This window comes from Plantactinospora sp. WMMB334, assembly GCF_049179095.1.
Lineage (GTDB): Bacteria > Actinomycetota > Actinomycetes > Mycobacteriales > Micromonosporaceae > Plantactinospora.
On record NZ_JBMHME010000002.1, the window covers coordinates 1,221,891 to 1,243,452 of the forward strand.

Sequence of the window (21,562 nt, forward strand, 5' to 3'; positions counted from 1 at the left end):
CGGCCAGCGGGAACCGAAACAGCGTCCTCCGGCGTTACAACCGGAAGCGACTATATCGATATGGGAGAGTGAACCGATGGCCACCGACTACGACGCCCCGCGTCGCGACGAGGTCGACCTCGGCGAGGACAGCCTGGAAGAGCTCAAGGCTCGGCGGGTCGACTCACAGTCGGCCGCAGTGGACGTCGACGAGGCCGAGGTCGCCGAGAGCTTCGAACTGCCCGGCGCCGACCTGGCCGACGAGGAGCTCACCGTCAAGGTGCTGCCGATGCAGTCGGACGAGTTCCGCTGCGCGCGCTGCTTCCTGGTGCACCACCGCAGCCAGCTCGCGGTGGAGCGCAACGGTGAGCTGATCTGCCGCGAGTGCGCCTGACCCTCCGCCGCCGGGCGGTTACTCCGGCGTGGTGGAGCCGGCCCGCCGGGCGGGGACGAGCCCGCGGGGCGTGAGATGAGCCCGTCGCGCCGGCACGGGCCCGCCGGGGAAGCGGCGACCTCCACCGGTGGAGGTCGCCGCGCGTGATTCGACACGGGAGCTGGCGGGTACCTGCTTGACTCGATGCGCGTGACCGCACGCCCCGACGACTACGCGCGCTGGAGGTCATGATGAGCCGTTCCGACCGGGCGTCCGAGGCTTCCGCGCCGGCACCGACCGGACCGGCGTCGACGGATCAGCCAGCGTCCGATCAGGCACCAGCCGCTCCGACGTCGACCGAGCAGGCACCGACTCCGCCGACGTCGACCGAGCAGGCACCGACTCCGCCGACGTCGACCGAGCAGGCGGCGGCCGCTCCGGCGTCGACCGAGCAGGCACCGACCGAACGGGCGGAGATCGGCCGGCAGGGCGGGCCGACCACCGCGACGGGGAGCGAGGTCGTGGCCCGCGACGACCTGGGACCGACCGTCGCCGCACTGACCGCGGACGAACTTGACCAGTCGCGTCGGCGGCGGCTGCTGGGCCGGCTGGTCGACCAGGTGCGGGGCAGCAGGCCCGGCAACCTGTTCAGGCCGAGGGCGGCGATCCGCTGGCTGACCGACACGGTGGCCGAGGTCGCGCCGCACGTCCCGGTGCGCGACCGGGAGACCCTGCTCCGGCACTTCGACGGCCTCGACGGGGACGCACTCGCCGACCGGCTGATCCGCAACGCCGTCCGGGCAACGGCCGGGGTGGGCGCGGCCGGCGGGGGAGTGGCGGCGGTGGAGTGGGTGGTCACCCCGACCCTGCTCTCGGCGCCGGTGCTGTTGGCCGCCGAGACCGTCGCGGTCGTCGCCATCGAGCTGAAGCTGATCGGCGAACTGCACGAGGCATACGGCGTGCGGCTACCGGGTGGCACCAGCCAGCGGGCGGTCACCCTGGTCCGGTCCTGGGCGGCCCAACGCGGGGTCAACCCGCTGCTGCCCGGGGTCGGGGTGGGTGCCGTGTTGGGCACGGCGGCCCGCAAGGAGTTGCGGGAGCGGCTACTGCGCCGGTTCGGCCGCAACCTGACCACCCTCGGACCGTTCCTGACCGGCGCGGCGGTGGCCGGGTTCCTGAACGGCCGGGCGACGAGGGGACTCGGCGAGCGCATCCGGGAGGACCTCCGCAACGGCCCACCGGCGCTCGGCAGCTGAGCGGGAGGCCGGGGCCCGCCGGGCGGGCGACGGTGCTGTCAGGTGCCGTCGCGGTGCGGCGTCAGGCGCTGTCGCGGGCCGCCAGGATCGCCTCGGCCAGCCGTACCGGATGGCGGGAGCTGACCACCCAGTAGGGCGTCGGATCGGCCGGGTCGTCGAGGACCACCTGCACCGCTCCGGAGACCCACGGGCGCTGCACCACGAAGGCCAGCGGGTCGGCGCCGACCCCGAGCACCTCCCGCCGCCCCGCCGCGTCGAGCGGGATCGCGTCGGCGACGTACCGGACCGGCAGGCGGGCGTCGTCGACCAGCAGCTCACGGTCGTGTACGGCGATGGGGATCCGGCCGAGCCAGCCGAGACCGACGGCGGCCAGCGGCAGCAGGACCGCGTACGGCAGCCAGGCCCGCAGCCCGGTGGAGCCGAGCCAGAGCTCGGTGGCGAGCAGACCGGCGGTGGCCAGCCCGGCGAGCCAGAGCCACCAGGGCAGGGTCAGCCGCTCGGCGTATTCCGGGCGGGCCGCAACGGCGGCGGGATCGGAACTCGTCGGGGCCACGCTGGAAGGGTACGACCCGGCGCGGCCGGTCGACCCGGCAGGATGGGGGCAGCACCGGTGGAGCCGCGAACTGCCAGGAGAGTGAGAGAGCGTGACGCACCTGCTGCCCGTACCCGTCCGGCGACTCGATCCCGACCTGCCGCTGCCGGCGTACGCCCATCCCGGCGACGCCGGAGCCGACCTGGTCGCCGCCGAGGAGGTCGAGATTCCGCCTGGCCAGTGGCGGCTGGTCCGCACGGGCATCGCGCTCGCCCTTCCGGCCGGGTACGTCGGACTGGTCCACCCGCGGTCCGGACTGGCGGCCCGGCTCGGCGTGACGGTGCTCAACGCCCCCGGTACGGTCGACGCCGGTTACCGGGGCGAGATCCTGGTCAATCTGATTAACCACGACCGGGTGTCCCCGGCGAAGATCTCCCGGGGCGACCGGATCGCGCAGCTTCTGGTGCAGCGGGTGGAGCGGGCCGGGTTCCTGCCCGTCGAGGAGCTGCCCGACTCCGCGCGCGGCGCGGGCGGGCACGGCTCGACCGGCGGGCATGCCGGCCTCTCCGCCACGGACGATCCCGGCGATCCGGGTGAGCCTGTCGCGGAAGCGGGCGGGCGGACCGAGCAGGTGGGCCGCCGGTGACGCGGCCGGGACCGCCCCGGGGCGGCCGCCGCCGTGCGCCGTGCCGGACAATGCGATCCGCGCCGTCCCGGACAATGCGATCCGCGCGCCGTGCCCGACAATGCGAGCCGGGCCCGACGACGCGGGTCGGACCCGACGAGGTGACCGACGGTGCGAGTCAGATCCGCCACCGGCAGCTGGAAACGGAAGGTAGCAGGTAAGCACGATGATCTTCTCCCGAGGCCGCGGCGGGCGGCACTCCCGCGACGAGCGCTCCGGTCGGCAGCCCGCCGACACCCAGGACCTCGCCGCCGCGGCCGAGCCCGATGTGCCCACCCGCGGGCCGTACGACATCGCCGAGGCACCGGCCGGCGTGCAGCGGCTCGACCTGGGCAGCCTGCACATCCCCGCCATCGACGGTGTGGAGGTGCGGGTCCAGGCCAACCCGGACGGGGTGATCCAGCAGGTCGTCCTGGTGCACGGCGAGAGCGCCCTCCAGCTCGGGGTGTTCGCGGCCCCGCGTACGGAGGGGATCTGGGCGGAGTGGCGGGAGGAGATCCGCACCTCGCTGGCGTCCGACGGTGTGGTGGCCGAGGAGGTGACGGGCGCGCACGGCACCGAGCTGCGGGCCCGGGTCCGTACCCCGGACGGCGGCGTCGCCGACCTGCGCTTCGTCGGCGTGGACGGGCCGCGCTGGATGATCCAGGGCGTCTTCCAGGGGCGGGCCGCCACCGATCCGGCCGCGGCGGGGGCGCTTGCGGAGTGCCTGGACGGGCTCGTGGTCGACCGTGGTCAGGAGGCCAAGCCGGTCCGCGAGCCGCTGCCGCTGCGGCTGCCCAGGGATGCGGCGGCCGGCGCCGGTCCGGGACCGGACGGGACCCCGGGACCGGACAGGGCGCGGGGCGACGGACGGGCCGGTGCACCGGTCAACGGGGTGGTCTCGGGTCACCAGACACCGCACCGCTCCGAACCGTCGCCGCGCCGCCGGGAGGGTTCCTGACCGGGCGTACGCTTGAAGGCGGCCCTGGTACGGCGGCGGCCGGTCCGGCGCGCGGTTGCCAGGGTCGTGTCGAGCACGCGCCGGACACGGCGCGTCGAGGAGGGTGACACCGGGTCATGGCGACCGACCAGGGCCGAGTCTCGTGGCGGGGCTTCCTGCAACGGCTGACGGCGAGCGAGGCCGAGATCGAGGCCGAGGAGTTGCGCCGGGAGAGCGCCGAGTGCGGCAGCACCCCGGCCGGGCAGTGCATGCGGGGCCAGGTGGTCTCCGTCTCGGGCCGGCTCCGCACCGTGGTCTACACCCCCCGGACGAACCTGCCGACCCTGGAGGCGGATCTCTACGACGGCAGCGACGTGGTGACCCTGGTCTGGCTGGGGCGACGGCACATCTCCGGGATCGAGCCGGGACGGCAATTGACCGCGCGCGGTCGCATGGCGGTACGGGATGACCGTAAAGTCATCTACAACCCGTACTACGAGCTGGAGCCGCCGAGGTGAGCACGGGCACCGGCGGCGGCGACGGCCGCGACCGGAAGACGGCACAGATGACCGCTGGACAACCTCGCACCGACAGCACGGCCGGCGACCCGACGGCCGACGATCCGACGGGCGGCCGGGCCGGGGAGGACGAGCAGCTGCCGAGCCTGACCGAGCAGATGGCCGAGCAGCTCGGCGGCTGGCGGGGGATGGTCGAGTCCAGCATCCCGGTGGTCGTCTTCGTCGTGGTCAACATCATCACCGAGCTGCGCCCCGCGGTGATCGCCTCGGTGGCGGTCGCGGTGCTGATCGCCGCCGTCCGGCTGGCCCAGCGGCGGCCGGTCCGGCACGCGGTCAACGGCCTGGTCGGCATCGGCATCGGCGCGATGATCGCCTGGCGTACCGGTGACGAGCGCGACTTCTATCTGCCCGGCATCCTCTACGGCATCGTCTACGGGCTGGTGCTGCTCGGCTCGGCGCTGATCCGGCAGCCGCTGGTCGGCTGGATCTGGTCGATCATCGCGGCCGGTGGGCGCTCGGAGTGGCGGCAGGATCCCCGGCTGGTCCGCACCTTCACCCGGCTGACCGTGCTCTGGGGCGTCGTCTGGCTGGCCAAGGTGGGCGTGCAGGCCGGGCTCTACCTGGCCGACAAGGACACCGCGCTGGGCATCGCCCGGCTGCTGCTGGGCTATCCGCCGTACGCACTGCTGCTGGTGATCACCATCTGGGCGGTCCGCCGGGCGAACCGGATGCCGGGCGTACCGGCGGCAGCGGTCGGCAACTGAGCACCGGCTGGCCGGCCCCCGACGCCCGGCGGGCCGGTTCAGCCGCTGGTGCCGCGGGTCCGTTCGACACTGTCCGGGCCGAGGACCACCTTGCGGACCTGGTCCTCGACCTCGGCCGTGCAGACGAAAATCAACTCGTCGCCGGCCTCCAGCGGGTCGTCCGGGCTGGGCACCAGCACCCGCTTGCCGCGCAGGATGGCGACCAGCGCCGCGTCGCGGGGGAGTGGCACGGCGTGGATCGGGTGACCGACGTACGGTGCGGTCGGCGGCAGGGTGATCTCGACCAGGTTCGCCTCGCCCTGCCGGAACGTCATCAGCCGGACCAGGTCGCCGACGGTGACCGCCTCCTCGACCAGCGCCGCCATCACCCGTGGCTTGCTGACCGCCACGTCGACGCCCCACTGGTCGGTGAAGAGCCACTCGTTCTCGGCCCGGTTGATCCGGGCGACCACCCGGGGCACCGCGAACTCCGTCTTGGCCAGCAGCGAGAGCACCAGGTTGACCTTGTCGTCACCGGTGGCGGCGACCACCACGTCGCAGCTCGCGAGGTCGGCCTCCTCCAGGCTGGCCAGCTCGCAGGCGTCGGCCAGCACCCACTCGGCGGCCGGTACGCGCTCCGGCCGGAGCATCTTCGGCTTCCGCTCGATCAGCATCACCTGGTGCCCGTTCTCGATCAGCTCCTGGGCGATCGAGCGGCCCACGTTGCCGGCGCCGGCGATGGCGACCCGCATGTCAGCGCCCTCCTTCCGGCGGCGAACCCGCCACCGTCGTCACCTGGTCGGCGATGTCGTCGGTGACCAGCATGGAGACCTGGTCGCCCTCCTGGAGCACGCTGGAGGAGGTGGGCAGGGCGGCGATGCCGAACCGGGTCAGATAGCCGACCCGGGCACCGGTCGCCTCCTCCAGGGCGCGGATCGGCCGGCCGATCCAGGCGTCGTGCGCCGGCACCTCGATGATCGACACGGTGCTGGTCGGGTCGCGGAAGATCTCCACGTGCCCCTCGGGCACCAGGTGCCGGACGATGCGGTCGGCGGTCCACCGCACCGTGGCCACGGTCGGGATGCCGAGCCGCTCGTAGACCTGGGCCCGCTTGGAGTCGTAGATCCGGGCCACCACCCGGGAGACGCCGTACGTCTCGCGGGCCAGCCGGGCGGAGATGATGTTGGAGTTGTCACCGCTGGAGACGGCGGCGAAGCCGTCGGCCCGCTCGATGCCGGCCTGGCGGAGCACGTCGCCGTCGAAGCCGGCGCCGGTGACGGTGATCCCGCCGAAGTCCGGGCCGAGCCGGCGGAACGCGTCGGCGTCCTGGTCGATGACGGCCACCGAGTGGCCGCGCGACTCCAGGTTGTGCGCGAGGGTCGAACCGACCCGGCCACAGCCCATGATCACGACGTGCAAGGTAGTCCTCCCGGGTCACCGCGGGCCCGACCCCGTGCGGTGGGTGGTGTCACCATGAGCGTAGTCATCCGGTCCTGTGCCGGTGCCGCCCGACCTCCCCGGCATCCGCCCGCTCGAAACCCCTTCCTGATCTGTTGTCCGCACCCGTCGTGAGCTGCTGACCGCCGCCCCGGCGAAGATCGGCCGCACCGGCCGCCCCGACGAATCCGGCGGCCGTACCCTTAGCGGTTGTGGCCAGACCCACCTCGTTGCTGAAGCGGCTGCTGCTGGGCCGACCGTTCCGGTCCGACAGGTTGCAGCACACGCTGCTGCCGAAGCGCATCGCGCTGCCGGTGTTCGCCTCCGACGCGCTCTCCAGCGTGGCGTACGCCCCGGACGAGATCCTGCTGACCCTCTCGATCGCCGGCACCTCGGCGTACCTCTTCTCGCCGTGGGTCGCCCTGGCCGTCGTGGTGGTGATGCTCACCGTGGTGGCCAGCTACCGACAGAACGTGCACGCCTATCCGTCCGGCGGCGGCGACTACGAGGTGGCCACGGTCAACCTGGGCCCGAAGTTCGGCGTCGGGGTGGCCAGCGCGCTGCTGGTCGACTACGTGCTGACCGTCGCCGTCTCGGTCTCCTCGGGGGTGGCCAACCTCGGCTCGGTGCTGCCGTTCGTCGCCGAGCACCGGGTGGGGATCGCGGTCACCGCGGTCGCCGTGCTGACCGCGATCAACCTGCGTGGGCTGCGGGAGTCCGGCACCGCGTTCGCGATCCCGACGTACGGCTTCATGATCGTGATCCTCGGGATGATCCTCACCGGGCTGGTCCGGATCTTCGTCCTCGGCCACGACCTCCGGGCACCGAGCGCGGACCTGGTGGTCAGCGCCGAGCACGCCGACATGACCGCCTTCGCCATGGCGTTCCTGCTGCTGCGCTCCTTCTCCTCCGGCTGCGCCGCGCTCACCGGGGTGGAGGCGATCTCCAACGGCGTCCCGGCGTTCAAGCCGCCGAAGAGCCGCAACGCCGCCACCACGCTGCTGATGCTCGGCCTGGTGGCGATCACGATGATTCTCGGGATCATCTGGCTCTCCCGGCTGACCGGTCTCCAGTTCATGGAGAATCCGGCGATCCAGCTCGAACGCGGCCCCGCCGGCTACGTGCAGCAGACCGTGACGGTCCAGCTCGGCGAGGCCATCTTCGGCGGCGGGATCCTGCTCTTCGTGGTGGCCGGCGCGACCGCGCTGATCCTGTTCCTCGCCGCCAACACCGCGTTCAACGGCTTCCCGGTGCTCGGCTCGATCCTGGCGCAGGACCGCTACCTGCCCCGGCAACTGCACACCCGGGGCGACCGGCTGGCGTTCAGCAACGGCATCGGCTTCCTCGCCGTCACCGCGATCCTGCTGATCGTCGCCTTCGAGGCCGAGGTCACCCGGCTGATCCAGCTCTACATCGTCGGCGTCTTCGTCTCGTTCACCCTCTCCCAGGCCGGGATGATCCGGCACTGGAACCGGATGCTGCGCACCGAGCGGGATCCGCTGGTGCGGCGCCGGATGGTCCGGTCCCGCCGGATCAACGCCTTCGGGATGGGGCTGACCGGAGCGGTGCTGGTGGTCGTGCTGGTCACCAAGTTCCTGCTCGGCGCCTGGATCGCGATCGCCGCGATGGCGGTCATCTACGCGACGATGCTGGGCATCCGCCGGCACTACGACCGGATCTCCGCCGAACTGACCCCGGCCGAGGGGCGCCCGGTGCTGCCGGCCCGCAACCACGCCATCGTGCTGGTCAGCAAGGTGCACCAGCCGACGCTGCGGGCGATCGCGTACGCCCAGGCGACCCGGCCGGACACCCTGACCGCGCTGACGGTCAACGTGGACGAGGCGGACACCCGGGCGGTGCAGGCCGAGTGGGAACGGCACGACGTGCCGGTGCCGCTGACCGTGATCGACTCGCCGTACCGGGAGATCACCCGGCCCATCCTGGACTTCGTCGCCTCGGCCCGCCGGGAGTCGCCGCGCGACGTGGTCACGGTCTTCATCCCGGAGTACGTCGTCGGGCACTGGTGGGAGAACCTGCTGCACAACCAGAGCGCGCTGCGGATCAAGGGCCGGCTGCTCTTCGAGCCCGGGGTGATGGTGACCAGCGTGCCGTGGCAGCTCGCCTCCACCGCCCGGAAGAACCTCGACCGGTTCGACGCGACGCTGAGCCGCGGACCGGCCCGGGGGCCGCGCGGCGGCACCGTCGGCGGCATGCTCGGGCCACCCCCGCCGTCGAACACCGCCGCCGCGCCGCCACCCCCGCCGCCGCTGGCCGGCACCGACCTCGACGAACCTCCGCCCGGCCCGGGGCGGGACGCCGCCGGTCCGCGATGAGCGCCGGCGAGCGGGTCCGGGAAACCCCGACGGGTCCGGGCGAGGCGGAGCGGGTGGAGCTGACCGTCGGTGCGGTCGCGCACGGCGGGCACTGCGTGGCCCGGCTGGACGGGCAGGTGGTCTTCGTCCGGCACGCGCTGCCGGGGGAGCGGGTGGTCGCCGAGATCACCGAGGTACGCCGCGACTTCCTCCGGGCGGACGCGGTGTCCGTACTCGACGCCTCGCCGGACCGGGTCGTGCCGCCCTGCCCGTGGGCGGGCCCGGACCGGTGCGGCGGCTGCGACCTCCAGCACGTGGCGCCCGCCGCGCAGCGGCGCTGGAAGGCCGAGGTGGTCGTCGAGCAGCTACGTCGGCTGGCCGGGCTGGCGCCGGAGGAGATCGCGGCGCTGGACGTACGCGTCGAGGAGCTGCCCGGCGGCCCGCTGGGCTGGCGGTCCCGGGTCCGGTACGCCGTCGACGCCGCCGGCCGGGCCGGCCTGCTCAAGCACCGCTCGCACGAGGTCGTCCCGATCGACCGCTGCCGGATCGCCCGCCCGGCGATCCAGGAGTTGCCGCTGCTGGCGCCCGGCGGCCGGCGCTGGCCCGACGCCGACGTGGTGGAGGTGGTCGCCTCCTCCGGCGGCGACGTCACGGTACGCGGCCGTCGGGCCACCGGGTCGGCGGCCGGCGGCGGCTCGGCGGCCGGTGGCGGTGACCCGGCCGGCGATCCCACCGGGGCGGGTGCGGGCGGGGCCGGCGGGGCGGCGCCGGGAGACGTCGACGTCGACGGCGCGACAACCGGGGACGGCGGGCTGCGGGAGGCTGCGGAGGAACGGGTCCGGGAGCTGGCCGTCGGCCGGACGTGGCGCCTGCCGCCGGAGGCGTTCTGGCAGGTGCACCCGGTCGCCGCGGACACGCTGGCGGCGGCCGTGCTCGAGCTGCTGGCGCCGGAGGTCGGCGAGTCCGCCTGGGACCTGTACGGCGGGGCGGGACTCTTCGCGGCGGCCCTGGCCGAGCGGGTCGGTCCGGCCGGCCGGATCACCCTGGTGGAGGCGGCCCAGCCGGCGGTCGAGGCCGCCCGGGACAACCTGCGAGACCTGCCCGGCGTCGAGGTGGTCCGGGCGTCGGTCGGTCCGGCGCTGCGCCGGCGCCGGATCGTCGGGCCCGTCGACCTGGTGGTGCTGGATCCGCCGCGCTCCGGCGCCGGGGCCGAGGTCGTCCGGGCGGTCGCCGCCGCCACCGGCCGCGCCGTGGCCTACGTGGCCTGCGACCCGGCCGCCTTCGCCCGGGACGCGCGCACGTTCCGGGAGGCGGGCTGGCGGCTCGCCGCGTTGCGTGGTTACGACCTCTTCCCGATGACCCGGCACGTGGAGCTGGTGGCGCTGCTGCTACCCGCCGATCGGGCCCGGCCGGACCGCTGAGGCGGCACTGACAGACCCCGGCGCTGTCGGCCGAAGCGCTTCCGCGTTCGCCCTATGCGACGTTGCGCACGGCGGAGACGAGTTCGCTCATCCGGGCGTAGCGTCTGCCCTCTGCCGCCATGTCACCGGTTACGGTCTCCGCGAGCGGCGTCTCAACGTGGTCTGGGCCCTGGACGAAGAGACCCTGCGGGGAGATGGTGAGGAAGAAAGCCTCTGATTCCGACAGCTTCGCCCCGAAATGCGCGGGTCACCTTGACGTCGGCAACCTCCGCCACCACGAGGGCCCCGCCCCTTTCACACCATCGGAAAGATTCTCGTAGTACTCGGCCGGGATCGCTGCCGGCCCCAAGGCGAAAGACTTGAGAGCGGCAACGACGTCAGCGCGATGTACGTCCAGGCTGTCTCCGACACGAGCCGACGTGACGGCTCCGGCCGGCGTAGTCTGCGGATTCGACTGTCCCGCACATGCGGTTGTGGTAATCGCGAGCAGCGCGGCGCACACGGCCCTTATCGCAAGCCGGGTAATCCGTGATCGCTTCATCTTCTGCCTGTCCCCTCAATATTGAGTGTTGATGTGGGCCAGGTCGTGCGCCTCCAGCCCGGTCGTGGTCGCCGCAGTCGGATAGGTGTATATGCAGGTCCCGGCCGAAGTCGAGTGCCGCAGGCCGACCGTGTGCCCCAACTCGTGACAGACGATCCCAGCCAAGAATCCCGGTAGCTCCGTACGGCTCGTCCCATGCTCTGACGTCGGGTAGGGGATCGGCGCTGTCTTCGTAGGCGACCATGTCTGTCGGGTTGTAGACATTTCCAACCACCCACCAGAGCGATGGGCCGATACCGGCAATGTCCTGGTCGCCCTCCCATCTGACGACGTGGTAGGCGTTGTTCGCCTGGGACACACAGTTTCGCGGACTGCCCCCGCAGGTGGTCGCACCGAAGTTGGTGGCCTGTGCCGGTGACGCGATCACCACGGCGCCGACTGTCATCGTCAGCACCAGGGCGACGGCCGCCGCCGCTCTTCGGACGGCTACTCCGGTTCTGTTCGCGGGTGCGGTCGGATTGATCACGGATGAACTCCAATCCGTATGGGGGGAGGGATGGACTCGGGTCGCACCCCGGGGCCGATCCGAAGGGGAGAACGAACGACCCCGGGGCGCTTCCCTTGTCGGCTCCGGCCCTGGGTGATGCGGGGGAAGGGGCCGAAGGCCGGTGCCGACGTTCCTGGGGGTGCCGAACCGGCGTCAGCGGCGTCGGGGAATCCAGTAGAGGATCTGGCCGACGACCATGCCGGGGTGCTGGTCGGGTAGCGCTTGCAGGGCGCGGGTGAGATGCGCGGCGAGGTACATCACCAGCCCGATCCGGTTGCCGTTGAAGCTGGCCAGCAGGGCCAGGCGGGCGTCCTGACAGGGCCAGTCGTGCTCGCACACCAGGCAGGCGTACCGGTCCCCGGGGAGGTGCTGCCCCGAGCGGACCGCCGCCAGCCGTCGCCGTGCGGCGTGCCGCTCCCATCGCACCCACGGCCCGATCACGGCCTACACCCGCTCGGCGTGCCTGGCCCGGTGGCGCTGAGCCGGCGTCAGGTTGCCCGCGCTCCCGGTACGCACCTCCGGATAGGCCCAGGTGACGCCGTTCCATCCGTCGTGCCGGGTGCTCGGCGGTGGCGAGGGTGGGGGTGGTGGGGACGCGGCTGCGCCAGCGGCCCGCGCCTCCCTGACGATCCTGGCGTCAACCGTGGCGGCCCGTACCGCCGCCCGGAAGGCGTGCCGGCCGATAGGGCGCACCCTCGGTCCATGCGGCACCGGTACCCGCTCGATCGAGCCGGGACAGGTCCAGCGGTGGCCGCACCGGCAGTACAGCCAGAGGTGCCACCACGCGCGACGATGGCGGGGGTTGCGGGTCTGTCTCATGTGTTGCCTCCCGTCGGCAGATTGGGGACGGGGGCGGTGCCGCCGGAGGTCCCTCTGACTTACCCCACACACCGCCCCCGTCCGACGGAAGATGGATCCGCCATCGGGGCGGATCCTTGCGGCCACTCCCCGGCGAATTGGCAGGAGCCGCTGTGAACGCTTCCGTCTTGCGATCCACCCTGGACCGTGACAGCGCGATAACGGAAGATGTACGGAAGTCATGGCGGGGGAAGACTAAGCCGGAAAAATGACCGCCCCGTCTGGAGAGACATGGAGAATGTGAGGACTTTGTGGCCGGAAGTGAATACCTGATCAAGGAATTGCGGCGCGTCCGCGAAGCCTTCGGCCTCACTCAAGAGGCGTGGGGACAGCGGATCAAGTTCTCCGCACAGCACGTCAGCTCGATCGAGCGCGGAACGCGGGCCGCGCACCCGCGCTACCTGGAGTCCGTAGATCGGGCGTTCGGCACGGCCTTCCTTGACTTCTATCGAGAGTTCATCGTCGGCGAGGCCGCGCCGGTCTGGTTGAGGCCGTTCATCGAGTACGAGGCACGCGCCAGCCTGGTCCGAACCTTCCAAACGATCGTCATTCCCGGGCTACTCCAGACGGAGGCGTACGCGCGTGCGGTACTGCTCGGGCATGGGCACCGTGGGGAGAGCATGGAGGCCGCCCTGCTCACTCGACTTCATCGGCAGGACATCTTGCAGCGCGAGCCCGACCCCTGTCAGTTCGTCGCGGTGCTCGACGAATCGGTGTTGCGCCGCCGGATCGGATCACCTGATCTGATGCGCGATCAGTTGAAGGCGATCGTTACGGCCTGTGACAGTCCAACCGTTGCGGTGCAAGTGGTCCCGGCCGATGTCGGAGCGTACCCGGGACTTGACGGACCGTTCACGCTGGCGAGCGTCGATGGTCGCCCAATCGGCTACCTTGAAGGCCACCTCAAGGGACGAGTGATCGAGAACCCGGACGCTACATCGGACCTTGAGGGGATCTGGGAAAGTATCCGGGGGTACGCTCTGCCCGTACAGCAGAGCCTCGACCTGATCGTGAGGACGGCGGAAGAATGGACATAGGCGGCATCCCTCGGTGGCACAAGTCGACGCACAGTGACAGCTCCGGGTGCGTTGAGGTTGCCGACAACCTTCCCGGCCGGGTTCTGGTCCGGGACACCAAGGACCGGGACGGCGGAACCCTCGCGTTCGACCCGGCGAGCTGGCGAGCGTTCGTCACCCTGGCGAAGCACCACGGCTGACGCGGGTCCGCGCTGCGGGCCACAACGACGAAAAGCCCCGGCCCTACCTCGCGGTAGGGTCCCGGGGCTGTTGTGCTTCCAGGGCGTCCACCACGCCGACCCGTTTACCCGGGACGCACTACCCGGCGGCGAACCTGGGCAGCCTCACCGGGCCGGCGGCCCGTTCGCCTCACGCCGCACGGCCGGCAACTGCCGCGCGCTGAGGCGGGTGGTGTAGCGGCGCCGTAGCGGGCGGTGTGGCGACGTTCTGGATCGGTTCAGACAGTGGCGTGCAGGGTGGGTTGGGGGACCGCCTCCGTATCCCGGCGGGCGGCCCGGGCGGCGGCCCGGTCGCGGAGCCGGATCCAGGCGACGATCAGCAGTATCACCGGAAGCAGCGGCAGCGCGATCAGCAGCACGATGCCGACCGCGAGGACCTGACCGGCGGCGTACCGGCCGGATGTCGGCGTGCTGCGGACGTGGTCGGAATTCCGGCCGGGGCGGGAGTCAGCAGGCGGCATGTCGAGACCTTAGGGAAGGGTCGGGGTTACCGGCCATGCTACGGCCGTTTGCGGGATCTGCCCGATTTTTCGTTCGTTCGGCGGAACTGCTCCCCGCCACTCGCGGTGTGGGGTCGTCAACTGTCCGCGACCGTCGACCGTCCGGTCAACGGGACTCTACCGATCGCCGCCCGCCCCGGCGGCACCGGTCGACCCACCGGCTTCGCCGGCCGGGCTGCGGGGCGGCCCGGCCCCGATAGACTCTGCGGCTATGAGCCTGTCTAGGGAGCGAATCAGCCAGCCCGGCGCCGTGCGGCCCGATACCGCTGCCGAGCGCGGCGAGGTGACGGAATGAGCGTGGAGGAGTCGGAAACTCCCGTCGGGCGGCTGTTGGGCGCGATCCGCGGGCCGCAGGACGTCAAGCGGATGCCCGCCGAGGATCTGGCGCTGCTCGCCGCCGAGATCCGGGACTTCCTGGTCGCCAAGGTCTCCCGCACCGGCGGGCATCTCGGCCCCAACCTCGGGGTGGTCGAGCTGACAGTGGCCATGCACAGGGTCTTCGACTCGCCGCGCGACCGCTTCCTCTTCGACACCGGCCACCAGGCCTATGTGCACAAGATGCTCACCGGCCGGCAGGAGGGCTTCGACCAGCTCCGCCAGCGCGGTGGCCTCTCGGGCTACCCGAGCCAGGCCGAGAGCGAGCACGACCTGATCGAGAACTCGCACGCCTCGACCGCACTCTCCTACGCCGACGGGCTCGCCAAGGCGTACGCGCTGCGCGGCGAGTCGCGCAGCGTCGTCGCGGTGGTCGGTGACGGCGCACTGACCGGCGGCATGTGCTGGGAGGCGCTGAACAACATCGCCGCCGCCCGCAACCCGCTGGTCATCGTGGTCAACGACAACGGCCGGTCGTACGCGCCGACGATCGGCGGCCTCGCCGACCACCTGGCCACGCTCCGGCTCAACCCCGGCTACGAGAAGGTGCTGGACGCCGTCAAGGAGGCGCTCGGTTCCACCCCGATGGTCGGCAAGCCGATGTACGAGGTGCTGCACGCGGTCAAGAAGGGCATCAAGGACGCCGTCGCGCCCCAGGCGATGTTCGAGGACCTCGGCATCAAATACTTCGGCCCCGTCGACGGACACGACATCGCCGCGATGGAGTCGGCGCTGCGCCGCGCCAAGGGCTTCGGCGGGCCGGTCATCGTGCACGCGGTGACCCGCAAGGGCCTCGGCTACCGCCCGGCGGAGGAGGACGACGCCGACTGCCTGCACAGTCCGAGCGCCTTCGACGTCGAGACCGGCAAGCTGCTGGCCGCCTCGTCGGTGAAGTGGACGCACGTCTTCGCCGACGAGCTGGTGGCGATCGCCGACGAGCGGCCGGACGTGGTCGGCATCACCGCCGCGATGGCCGAGCCGACCGGCATCGCCGCGCTGGCCCGGAAATATCCGGAGCGGGTCTACGACGTCGGCATCGCCGAGCAGCACGCCGCCACCTCCGCCGCCGGTCTCGCCCTGGGCGGCCTGCACCCGGTGGTGGCCGTCTACGCGACCTTCCTCAACCGCGCCTTCGACCAGGTGCTGCTCGACGTGGCGATGCACAAACTGCCGGTGACGTTCGTGCTGGACCGGGCCGGGATCACCGGCCCGGACGGGCCGAGCCACTACGGCATCTGGGACATGTCGGTCTTCGGGGTGGTGCCCGGCCTGCGGATCGCCGCGCCCCGGGACGCCGCGACCCTGCGGACGGAGCTGCGCGAGGCGGTCGCCGTCGAGGAGGGGCCGACCATCCTGCGCTTCCCGACCGGCTCCGTCGTCGCCGACCTGCCGGCGGTGCGCCGGGTCACCGCCGCCGGGTCGGTCTCCGGCGGGGTCGACGTGCTCGCCGAGTCCGCCCGCACAGACGTGCTGCTGGTCGCGGTCGGCGCCTTCGGCAAGCTCGGCGTGGAGGTGGCCGCCCGGGTCGCCGAGCAGGGCTACGGGGTCACGGTGGTCGACCCGCGCTGGGTCAGGCCGGTCCCGCCGGAGCTGCTCACGCTGGCCGGCAGTCACCGGCTGGTGGTCACCGTGGAGGACGGCGTACGGGCCGGTGGGGTCGGTGACGCGCTCGCCAAGGCGCTGCGCGACGCCGACATCCGGGTCCCGCTGCGCGACCTCGGCGTACCGGCGGTCTGGCAGCCGCACGGCACCCGGGCACAGATCCTCGCCGATGTGGGGCTGACCGCGCAGGACGTGGCCCGGGACGTGACCGGCTGGGTCTCGCAGCTCGACGACGAGCCGATCGCCCGGGTCCGGGTGACAGCAGCCAACGGCGACCGGTCGGCGAAGGGACGCAACGCCCGGGGCTGACCCGTCCACGACCTGCCGGTGCCGGCGGGCGGGGGCCGTGGTTGCTGCCCGTCCCGCCGGTCAGTCGTCTTCGCCGCCGACCGAGCGGTCGGTGGTCTTCCCCGGCGTGATCAGGCTGAAGGTCTGCCGGGTCGCGGGTTTCGCCACCACCATCAGCCCCGGACGGTCGACCAGGCGGGTGGTGTCGGGCGGCACCGCGAGACTGGCGTCCCGGCCCGGCTGCCAGACCAGCACCGCGACGGGGCGGGCCAGCGGCAGGACGTACGTCTGGAGTGGCTCGAGCCGGTCGGCGGCCGACACCACCGGCGGCCCGGCGGCGGGCCGGAACAGGACCGCCGACATCATCCCCTCGTCGGTGCGCCAGTTGAGCTGTTCCAGCTTCCTCGGCTCCCCGCTGCCGTCCAGCTCGACATCGTCGGCCAGCGGCTTCGTGGAGAGTTGGTCGATCGGCCAGGAGACCGGCACCGAGTCGGGCTGCGCCTCGCCGTGCACCTGGTGCGGGATGCTGCCGAACGGCCCGGTCTCGGCGGCGAGCCCGCAGGTGTCCAGGCCGTCCAACACCCGGGCGCCGCTGCCGGTGTCGTCGCCGACCAGCGGGTAGCGCGGCGCCTCGATGCCGGTGCCGAGATCGATCGTCCGCTCGGCGGACTTGCCGGTCGGCAGCGACTCGCTGGGGCGCAGCCGGGCGGTGACGGTGCTCGCCGCGCAGGCCGGCAGCGCGACCGGCCCGGTCAGGCCGCCGGTGATGGTCAGCGGCCGGCGGTCCGGTCCGAGGAGGCGCTCCACCCGGGCCGAGACGAGGTAGCGCCGGCCGGTCGGCAACTGCACGGGCAGGACGTCGGAATAGACCAGGTAGCCCGGGTCGGTGTATTCGACCGCCCGGTCGACGGTGAAGCCCGGGCCGTCGCCGGTCAACTGCAGCAGCCAGGACGCCGCCTCGCCCGGCACGTCGGCGGCGACGAGCGCCAGCCGGACGCCGTCGACCTCGCCGAGCCAGAGGATGCCGGAGGTCGGGAAGTGGACCCGGTCCTCGACCGGCGAGCGCCACTCGTCGACCGCCCGGGCCACCGCCGCCGTCGCCTGTGGATCGCCGGAGAGCGAGCCCCGGGACGGCCAGACCCGGAGCGTGCCGTCCAGCGTGTCGTAGCCGACCCGCAGCGTCGCCGGAGGTTCCTTCGGGATGCTGCCACACCCGCCCGCGAGGAGGGCCAGCGTGAGGGCCGCGCCGACGATGCCGGTACGAGCGAGTGGACCCACCGCTGTGCTCCCGATTCGCCTCAGTCGTTGACGGAAGCCACATCCTACGAGATCTCGGACGCCCTCCGGGCGGGACCCGGGAAAGCCCGACCCGATCGGGGACGGCCGGCCGGGCGGGACCGCCCGCCCCGCGGACACCCGCGGCCCAGGCAACTGGGACCAATGGGGTACTCCTGTAGACTCCGCCGACTGTGACGCTTGCCGAGCCACGTCTGCACAGCACGCCCGACCAGGACGGCCCCGAGTCAGGTAGCCGAACGGCGACCGGGGTCGATGGCGGCGTGGCCGGACCTTCCGGTCCGGGCAGTGGTGCCGAGAAGGGCTCACAGAACGGGTCGGCTGGCGGGCCCGCCGGTCGCGAGCCGGGCCCACGGTCCGGCGGCCCGGAGGAGGACCCCGGCACGCCGGACCGGCCCACCGGTGCCCCGAACACCCGGCCGGGCCGCTGGCCGACCTGGCGGCGCGACCTCGCCGTCTACGCCTTCTTCCTGGTCGCCGGCTTCTGGGTGACCAGCCAGATCTGGCTCGACCCGGCCGGCCGGGTCGCCGCCCTCTACAGCAGCGACCCGGCGCAGGTGCAGTACTTCCTCGCCCACTCCGTGCGCGTGGTGCTGCACGGCGAGTACCCGTTCTTCACCGACCGGTTGAACTATCCGGACGGTGTCAACCTGATGGCCAACACGGCGATCCTGGGGCTGGGCATCCCGATGGTGCCGGTGACGCTGCTCTTCGGACCGGCGGTCTCCTTCGTGGTGCTGGTGACCCTCGGCCTGGCCGGCACCGCCTCCGCCTGGTATTACGTGCTCTCCCGACACCTGGTGAGCGCCCCGATCGCGGCCATCGCCGGCGGCTGGTTCTGCGGCTTCTCCCCGGCGCTGTTGTCGCACGCCAACTGGCACCCCAACATCATTTCGCAGTTCCTGCTCCCGTTCATCGTCTGGCGGGTCCTCGTGCTGACCCGCTCCACCCGGCCGGTCCGGGACGGGGTGATCCTCGCGCTGATCGTCACCTACCAGGCGTTCATCAACGAGGAGATCCTGCTCTTCACCGCGATGGCGTGCGGAGTCTTCCTCTTCGCCGTGCTGGTGCAGCAGCCTGGCCGGTGGCGGGCGGCGTGGCGCCCGCTCGGCGCCGGGCTGGCGGTCTGCGCCCTGCTCGCCGGGGCGCTGCTGGCGTACCCGCTGATCGTGCAGTTCGCCGGGCGGCAGGCGTACCACGGGCTCAGCGACGCGGTCCGGGACTACGGCAACGACCTGGCCGCGTTCTTCGCGCCCGGCTCCACCACGCTCGGCGGCAACCAGGAGGCCAATGCCGACCTGGCTCCGAACTACTCGGAGGAGAACGCCTTCTTCGGCTGGAGTCTCGCGTTGCTGACCGTGGCGATCGTGGTCTGGCTCCGCCGCGAGGTGGTGATCCGGGCCCTCGCCGCGACCGCCCTGCTCTTCGCGATCCTCTCGCTCGGCGAGCGGATCTCCTGGTGGAACCGGGGCGCGTTCTGGGGGCCGTGGGACATCCTGGTCAGGGCGCCGCTGCTCGACGCGGTGGTGCCGACCCGGTTCGGTCTGATCACCACCGTGGTGATCGGGCTGATCCTCGCCCTCGCCACCGACCGGGCCTGGACGATGCGGTTCGCCGAGCCGCGGGCGCTACGCGCGGTCGTGGTGACGGCGCTGGCGATCGCGCTGGTGCCGATCCTGCCGCTGCCGCTGCGCGAGGTCAGCCGGCCGCCCGTGCCGCGCTTCATCACCTCCGGCCAGTGGCGCCCGTTCGTCGGCGACGACCAGACGCTGGTGCCGGTGCCGATCCCGGCGATGGGGCACACCAACGGGATGCGCTGGGCCGCCGCCACCGATCTCGACTTCAAGATTCCCGGCGGCTACTTCCTGGCGCCCCGCAACGGCAACACCGGCGACGCGGGACGCTTCGGCGGCCGGCCCAGCGGGCTGAGCGCCGTGCTCGACCAGGTGGCCACGAACGGGCAGCCGGCAACCCTGAACGACCGGCAGCGCCGCCGGGCCCTGGACGAGCTCCGGCACTGGCGGGCGGCGATCCTGGTCCTGCCGGAGCGGCAGGAGCACTCCGATGCGCTGCGTACCACCGTCGACCAGCTCGCCGGGCCGGCCCAACGCACCGCCGACGTGTGGGTGTGGGACGTCCGCGCCCTGACCAACCGCTCGGCGGGGTGAGCGGCCCGAGCCGACCGCGGACCGCGCCGGACGCCGCGGTCCCGTCGGCCGTGCCGGCGGCGGCCGACGGGCGCGTCCCGGGGCGCCGGGCGGCGCTGCGGCGCGCCGCCGACCTGCTCACCGGGCTGCGTGCCTGGTCGGCCCGGCGTCGCGGCCCGCTTGTCGACGCGGCCGTCGTGCTGTGCTACCTGGCCGCGGCCGGCTACGTCACCTCCGGGCTCTGGTGGCACCGCGACCGGATGACCTACGCCAGCAACGACATGATGCTCTTCGAGTGGATGCTGGCCCGCGCCGCCCGGGCGGTGACCCATCTGGAGAACCCGCTGTACAGCACCGCGCTGAACGCGCCGGACGGGATCAACCTGATGGCGAACACCTCGGTGCTCGGCCTGGGCGTGCCACTGACGCCGGTGACCCTGCTCTTCGGTTCGCAGACGACCTACCTGACCGCGGTCGTGCTCGCCCTGGCCGGTACGGCCACCGCCTGGTACCTCTTCCTCTCCCGCCGGCTCGTCGGCTCCCGCCTCGGCGCCGCCGTCGCCGGTCTCTTCTGCGGTTTCGCCCCGGGGATGATCTCCCAGGCCACCGGTCACCTGCACATGATCGCGCAGTTCCTGGTGCCGGCGATCCTCGCGGTGGTCTTCGACCCGCGCACCGACCGGGTGCTCCGGCGGGGTGTCCTGCTCGGGCTGCTCGTCTGCTACCAGGTCTTCCTCGGCGAGGAGGTGCTGGTCTTCCTGGCGCTCGGCTGCGGGGTCTTCACCATCGGATTCGTCGTGGCGGCACCCCGCACGGCCCGCCGGCTGGCGCCGGCGTTCGTCGGCCGGCTCGGCGTCGGCGCGCTGGTCGCGGTGGTGCTGCTGGCGTACCCGCTCTGGTTCCAGTTCCTCGGGCCGGGGCACTACCGCGGGCTGCCCTTCGACCCGGCGGCGTACCCGCTCGACCTGGAGTCGTTCACCGCCGCCTCCCGGCAGTCGATCGCCGGTCACGAGTCGGTGCCCGGAAAGCTCTCGCCCAACCTCACCGAGGAGAACTCCTTCTTCGGCCTGCCGCTGATCGTGCTCTGCGCGGTCATCGCGCTCTGGCAGTGGCGGCGGCCACTGGTCAGGGCGCTCGTCCTCTGCACGGTGGTCTTCGCCGCGCTCTCGCTCGGCGAGGAGCTGCGGGTCGGCGGGGAGGTGCTGGAGCTGCCCGGCCCGTACCGGCTGGTCTCCTGGCTGCCACTCATCGACCTGGCGGTGCCGGCGAGGTTCCCGCTGATCTGCGTACCGGCCCTGGCGATCCTGCTGGCGATCTCCTTCGACCGGATCCCTCGCCGCACGGCGGCGGGCGACCCGGTGCCGGGGACCGGGACGACGACCGCGACGGATACGCCCGGCGGGCGGGTGCCGGTCCGGCTGCTCTGGACCGGGGCGGTCGCCGCCGTCCTGCTGCCGGTGGCGCCGACCCCGCTGCACACCAGGCCGGTCTGGCCGGTGCCGGACTTCGTCGCCAGCGGCGAGTGGCGGGCGTACGTGCCGCCGGGGCGCACCCTCGTGCCGGTGCCGCCGACCAGGGGCACCGAGGCGATCGCCGGGATGTACTGGTCGGCCCGGACCGGACTGGCCTTCACCGCACCCGGCGGGTACTTCATCGGGCCCACCGGCCCGGACGACCCGCAGGGGCGCTGGGGTGCGCCGGACCGGCCGACGGCGGTGCTGCTGGACCGGGTCGCCGCCACCGGCGAGGTGCCGCCGATCGGCGAGACCGAACGGCGGCAGGCGGTCGAGGACCTGCGGCACTGGCGGGCCGCCGTCGTGGTGCAGGGCGGCCTGCACCGGGGCGCCCCGGTCAAGGAGACCCTGGACCGGCTGCTCGGGCCGGGGCGGGGCATCTCCGGCGCATGGGTGTGGGACGTCCGCGACCGGGTCGGCTGACTTACCGGCGGGCGGGTGTCGGCTGACTTACCGGCGGGCGG

At 72.7% G+C, this 21,562-nt stretch carries 21 protein-coding genes; 13 read left to right on the plus strand and 8 right to left on the minus strand.

All coding sequences use genetic code 11. The features are described 5' to 3' along the window. Nucleotides 1-76 precede the first annotated feature (76 nt). Both ACN27G_RS05275 and ACN27G_RS05280 read left to right on the plus strand, forming a co-directional pair. Complete coding sequence (locus ACN27G_RS05275; protein WP_203861001.1) at nt 77-373, plus strand: DUF4193 domain-containing protein; 297 nt, start codon at nt 77-79, stop codon at nt 371-373. 455 nt (nt 374-828) lie between these two features. Then, on the plus strand, nt 829-1,608 hold the full coding sequence (locus tag ACN27G_RS05280) for a hypothetical protein (RefSeq protein WP_421497245.1): 780 nt from the start codon (nt 829-831) through the stop codon (nt 1,606-1,608). A 61-nt stretch (nt 1,609-1,669) separates the two neighbouring features. Here the strand turns inward: ACN27G_RS05280 and ACN27G_RS05285 are convergent, their stop codons facing one another. Continuing rightward, nucleotides 1,670-2,161, minus strand: coding sequence for a DUF3093 domain-containing protein (locus ACN27G_RS05285; RefSeq protein WP_421491640.1), 492 nt, complete (start codon nt 2,159-2,161; stop codon nt 1,670-1,672). Nucleotides 2,162-2,252: 91 nt separating this feature from the next. Here ACN27G_RS05285 and dut point away from each other — a divergent pair, with 91 nt between their 5' ends. The 4 genes from dut to ACN27G_RS05305 all read left to right on the plus strand — a co-directional run bounded on the left by dut (nt 2,253) and on the right by ACN27G_RS05305 (nt 5,026). Further along, nucleotides 2,253-2,786, plus strand: coding sequence for a dUTP diphosphatase (gene dut, locus ACN27G_RS05290; protein WP_421491641.1), 534 nt, complete (start codon nt 2,253-2,255; stop codon nt 2,784-2,786). Between the two features lie 205 nt (nt 2,787-2,991). Then, nucleotides 2,992-3,765, plus strand: coding sequence for a DUF3710 domain-containing protein (locus tag ACN27G_RS05295; protein WP_421491642.1), 774 nt, complete (start codon nt 2,992-2,994; stop codon nt 3,763-3,765). A 116-nt stretch (nt 3,766-3,881) separates the two neighbouring features. Beyond that, entirely contained in the window at nt 3,882-4,262 is a 381-nt protein-coding gene (locus ACN27G_RS05300) for an OB-fold nucleic acid binding domain-containing protein (protein ID WP_421491643.1), read from the plus strand. A gap of 47 nt (nt 4,263-4,309) precedes the next feature. Further along, entirely contained in the window at nt 4,310-5,026 is a 717-nt protein-coding gene (locus ACN27G_RS05305; RefSeq protein ID WP_421497246.1) for a DUF3159 domain-containing protein, read from the plus strand. A gap of 38 nt (nt 5,027-5,064) precedes the next feature. On the opposite strand, the gene ACN27G_RS05310 is transcribed toward ACN27G_RS05305, so the two are convergent. Together ACN27G_RS05310 and ACN27G_RS05315 are read right to left on the minus strand one after the other, a co-directional pair. Then, a complete protein-coding gene (locus ACN27G_RS05310) occupies nt 5,065-5,757 on the minus strand; it encodes a potassium channel family protein (protein WP_421491644.1) in 693 nt (230 codons plus the stop codon). Between the two features lies 1 nt (nt 5,758). Next, nucleotides 5,759-6,424, minus strand: a complete 666-nt coding sequence (locus ACN27G_RS05315) for a potassium channel family protein (protein ID WP_421491645.1) — start codon at nt 6,422-6,424, stop codon at nt 5,759-5,761. 230 nt (nt 6,425-6,654) lie between these two features. On the opposite strand from ACN27G_RS05315, the gene ACN27G_RS05320 reads away from it, so the two are divergent. Both ACN27G_RS05320 and ACN27G_RS05325 read left to right on the plus strand, forming a co-directional pair. After that, nucleotides 6,655-8,775, plus strand: a complete 2,121-nt coding sequence (locus ACN27G_RS05320) for an APC family permease (protein ID WP_421491646.1) — start codon at nt 6,655-6,657, stop codon at nt 8,773-8,775. Continuing rightward, nucleotides 8,772-10,175: a class I SAM-dependent RNA methyltransferase gene (locus ACN27G_RS05325; protein ID WP_421491647.1), complete on the plus strand. Its 1,404-nt coding sequence runs from the start codon at nt 8,772-8,774 to the stop codon at nt 10,173-10,175. Before ACN27G_RS05320 ends, ACN27G_RS05325 begins: the two co-directional genes overlap by 4 nt. Before the next feature lie 556 nt (nt 10,176-10,731). Here the strand turns inward: ACN27G_RS05325 and ACN27G_RS05330 are convergent. The 3 genes from ACN27G_RS05330 to ACN27G_RS05340 all read right to left on the minus strand — a co-directional run bounded on the left by ACN27G_RS05330 (nt 10,732) and on the right by ACN27G_RS05340 (nt 11,956). Continuing rightward, nucleotides 10,732-10,881 carry a matrixin family metalloprotease gene (locus ACN27G_RS05330; RefSeq protein ID WP_421491648.1) on the minus strand — a complete coding sequence of 50 codons (150 nt, stop codon included), beginning with the start codon at nt 10,879-10,881 and terminating at the stop codon, nt 10,732-10,734. A gap of 535 nt (nt 10,882-11,416) precedes the next feature. Further along, complete coding sequence (locus tag ACN27G_RS05335; protein ID WP_421491649.1) at nt 11,417-11,704, minus strand: hypothetical protein; 288 nt, start codon at nt 11,702-11,704, stop codon at nt 11,417-11,419. Nucleotides 11,705-11,707: 3 nt separating this feature from the next. Continuing rightward, entirely contained in the window at nt 11,708-11,956 is a 249-nt protein-coding gene (locus ACN27G_RS05340) for a hypothetical protein (RefSeq protein ID WP_421491650.1), read from the minus strand. A 416-nt stretch (nt 11,957-12,372) separates the two neighbouring features. Between ACN27G_RS05340 and ACN27G_RS05345 the strand changes: the two genes are divergently transcribed. After that, on the plus strand, nt 12,373-13,158 hold the full coding sequence (locus tag ACN27G_RS05345; protein ID WP_421491651.1) for a helix-turn-helix domain-containing protein: 786 nt from the start codon (nt 12,373-12,375) through the stop codon (nt 13,156-13,158). Beyond that, nucleotides 13,149-13,337 carry a DUF397 domain-containing protein gene (locus ACN27G_RS05350; RefSeq protein WP_421491652.1) on the plus strand — a complete coding sequence of 63 codons (189 nt, stop codon included), beginning with the start codon at nt 13,149-13,151 and terminating at the stop codon, nt 13,335-13,337. Before ACN27G_RS05345 ends, ACN27G_RS05350 begins: the two co-directional genes overlap by 10 nt. A gap of 257 nt (nt 13,338-13,594) precedes the next feature. On the opposite strand, the gene ACN27G_RS05355 is transcribed toward ACN27G_RS05350, so the two are convergent. Continuing rightward, complete coding sequence (locus ACN27G_RS05355) at nt 13,595-13,837, minus strand: hypothetical protein (RefSeq protein ID WP_421491653.1); 243 nt, start codon at nt 13,835-13,837, stop codon at nt 13,595-13,597. A 330-nt stretch (nt 13,838-14,167) separates the two neighbouring features. Here ACN27G_RS05355 and dxs point away from each other — a divergent pair, with 330 nt between their 5' ends. After that, nucleotides 14,168-16,162: a 1-deoxy-D-xylulose-5-phosphate synthase gene (gene dxs / locus ACN27G_RS05360; RefSeq protein ID WP_421491654.1), complete on the plus strand. Its 1,995-nt coding sequence runs from the start codon at nt 14,168-14,170 to the stop codon at nt 16,160-16,162. 60 nt (nt 16,163-16,222) lie between these two features. Here dxs and ACN27G_RS05365 read toward each other — a convergent pair whose 3' ends face one another. After that, complete coding sequence (locus tag ACN27G_RS05365; RefSeq protein ID WP_421491655.1) at nt 16,223-17,419, minus strand: hypothetical protein; 1,197 nt, start codon at nt 17,417-17,419, stop codon at nt 16,223-16,225. A 281-nt stretch (nt 17,420-17,700) separates the two neighbouring features. Here ACN27G_RS05365 and ACN27G_RS05370 point away from each other — a divergent pair, with 281 nt between their 5' ends. Together ACN27G_RS05370 and ACN27G_RS05375 are read left to right on the plus strand one after the other, a co-directional pair. Further along, nucleotides 17,701-19,605, plus strand: a complete 1,905-nt coding sequence (locus ACN27G_RS05370; protein ID WP_421491656.1) for a hypothetical protein — start codon at nt 17,701-17,703, stop codon at nt 19,603-19,605. Continuing rightward, the gene (locus tag ACN27G_RS05375; protein ID WP_421491657.1) at nt 19,602-21,521 is read left to right on the plus strand and encodes a hypothetical protein; all 1,920 of its coding nucleotides are present in this window, start codon (nt 19,602-19,604) and stop codon (nt 21,519-21,521) included. The genes ACN27G_RS05370 and ACN27G_RS05375 overlap by 4 nt, the downstream gene beginning before the upstream one ends. Nucleotides 21,522-21,562 lie beyond the last annotated feature (41 nt).

Bases quoted from the DNA above. Each gene is read 5' to 3' on its own strand.
- ACN27G_RS05275 (WP_203861001.1), top strand. From the start codon at position 77: ATGGCCACCGACTACGACGCCCCGCGTCGCGACGAGGTCGACCTCGGC.
- ACN27G_RS05295 (WP_421491642.1), top strand. From the start codon at position 2,992: ATGATCTTCTCCCGAGGCCGCGGCGGGCGGCACTCCCGCGACGAGCGC.
- ACN27G_RS05300 (WP_421491643.1), top strand. From the start codon at position 3,882: ATGGCGACCGACCAGGGCCGAGTCTCGTGGCGGGGCTTCCTGCAACGG.
- ACN27G_RS05305 (WP_421497246.1), top strand. From the start codon at position 4,310: ATGACCGCTGGACAACCTCGCACCGACAGCACGGCCGGCGACCCGACG.
- ACN27G_RS05310 (WP_421491644.1), bottom strand. From the start codon at position 5,757: ATGCGGGTCGCCATCGCCGGCGCCGGCAACGTGGGCCGCTCGATCGCC.
- ACN27G_RS05325 (WP_421491647.1), top strand. From the start codon at position 8,772: ATGAGCGCCGGCGAGCGGGTCCGGGAAACCCCGACGGGTCCGGGCGAG.
- ACN27G_RS05350 (WP_421491652.1), top strand. From the start codon at position 13,149: ATGGACATAGGCGGCATCCCTCGGTGGCACAAGTCGACGCACAGTGAC.
- ACN27G_RS05355 (WP_421491653.1), bottom strand. From the start codon at position 13,837: ATGCCGCCTGCTGACTCCCGCCCCGGCCGGAATTCCGACCACGTCCGC.
- dxs (WP_421491654.1), top strand. From the start codon at position 14,168: ATGAGCGTGGAGGAGTCGGAAACTCCCGTCGGGCGGCTGTTGGGCGCG.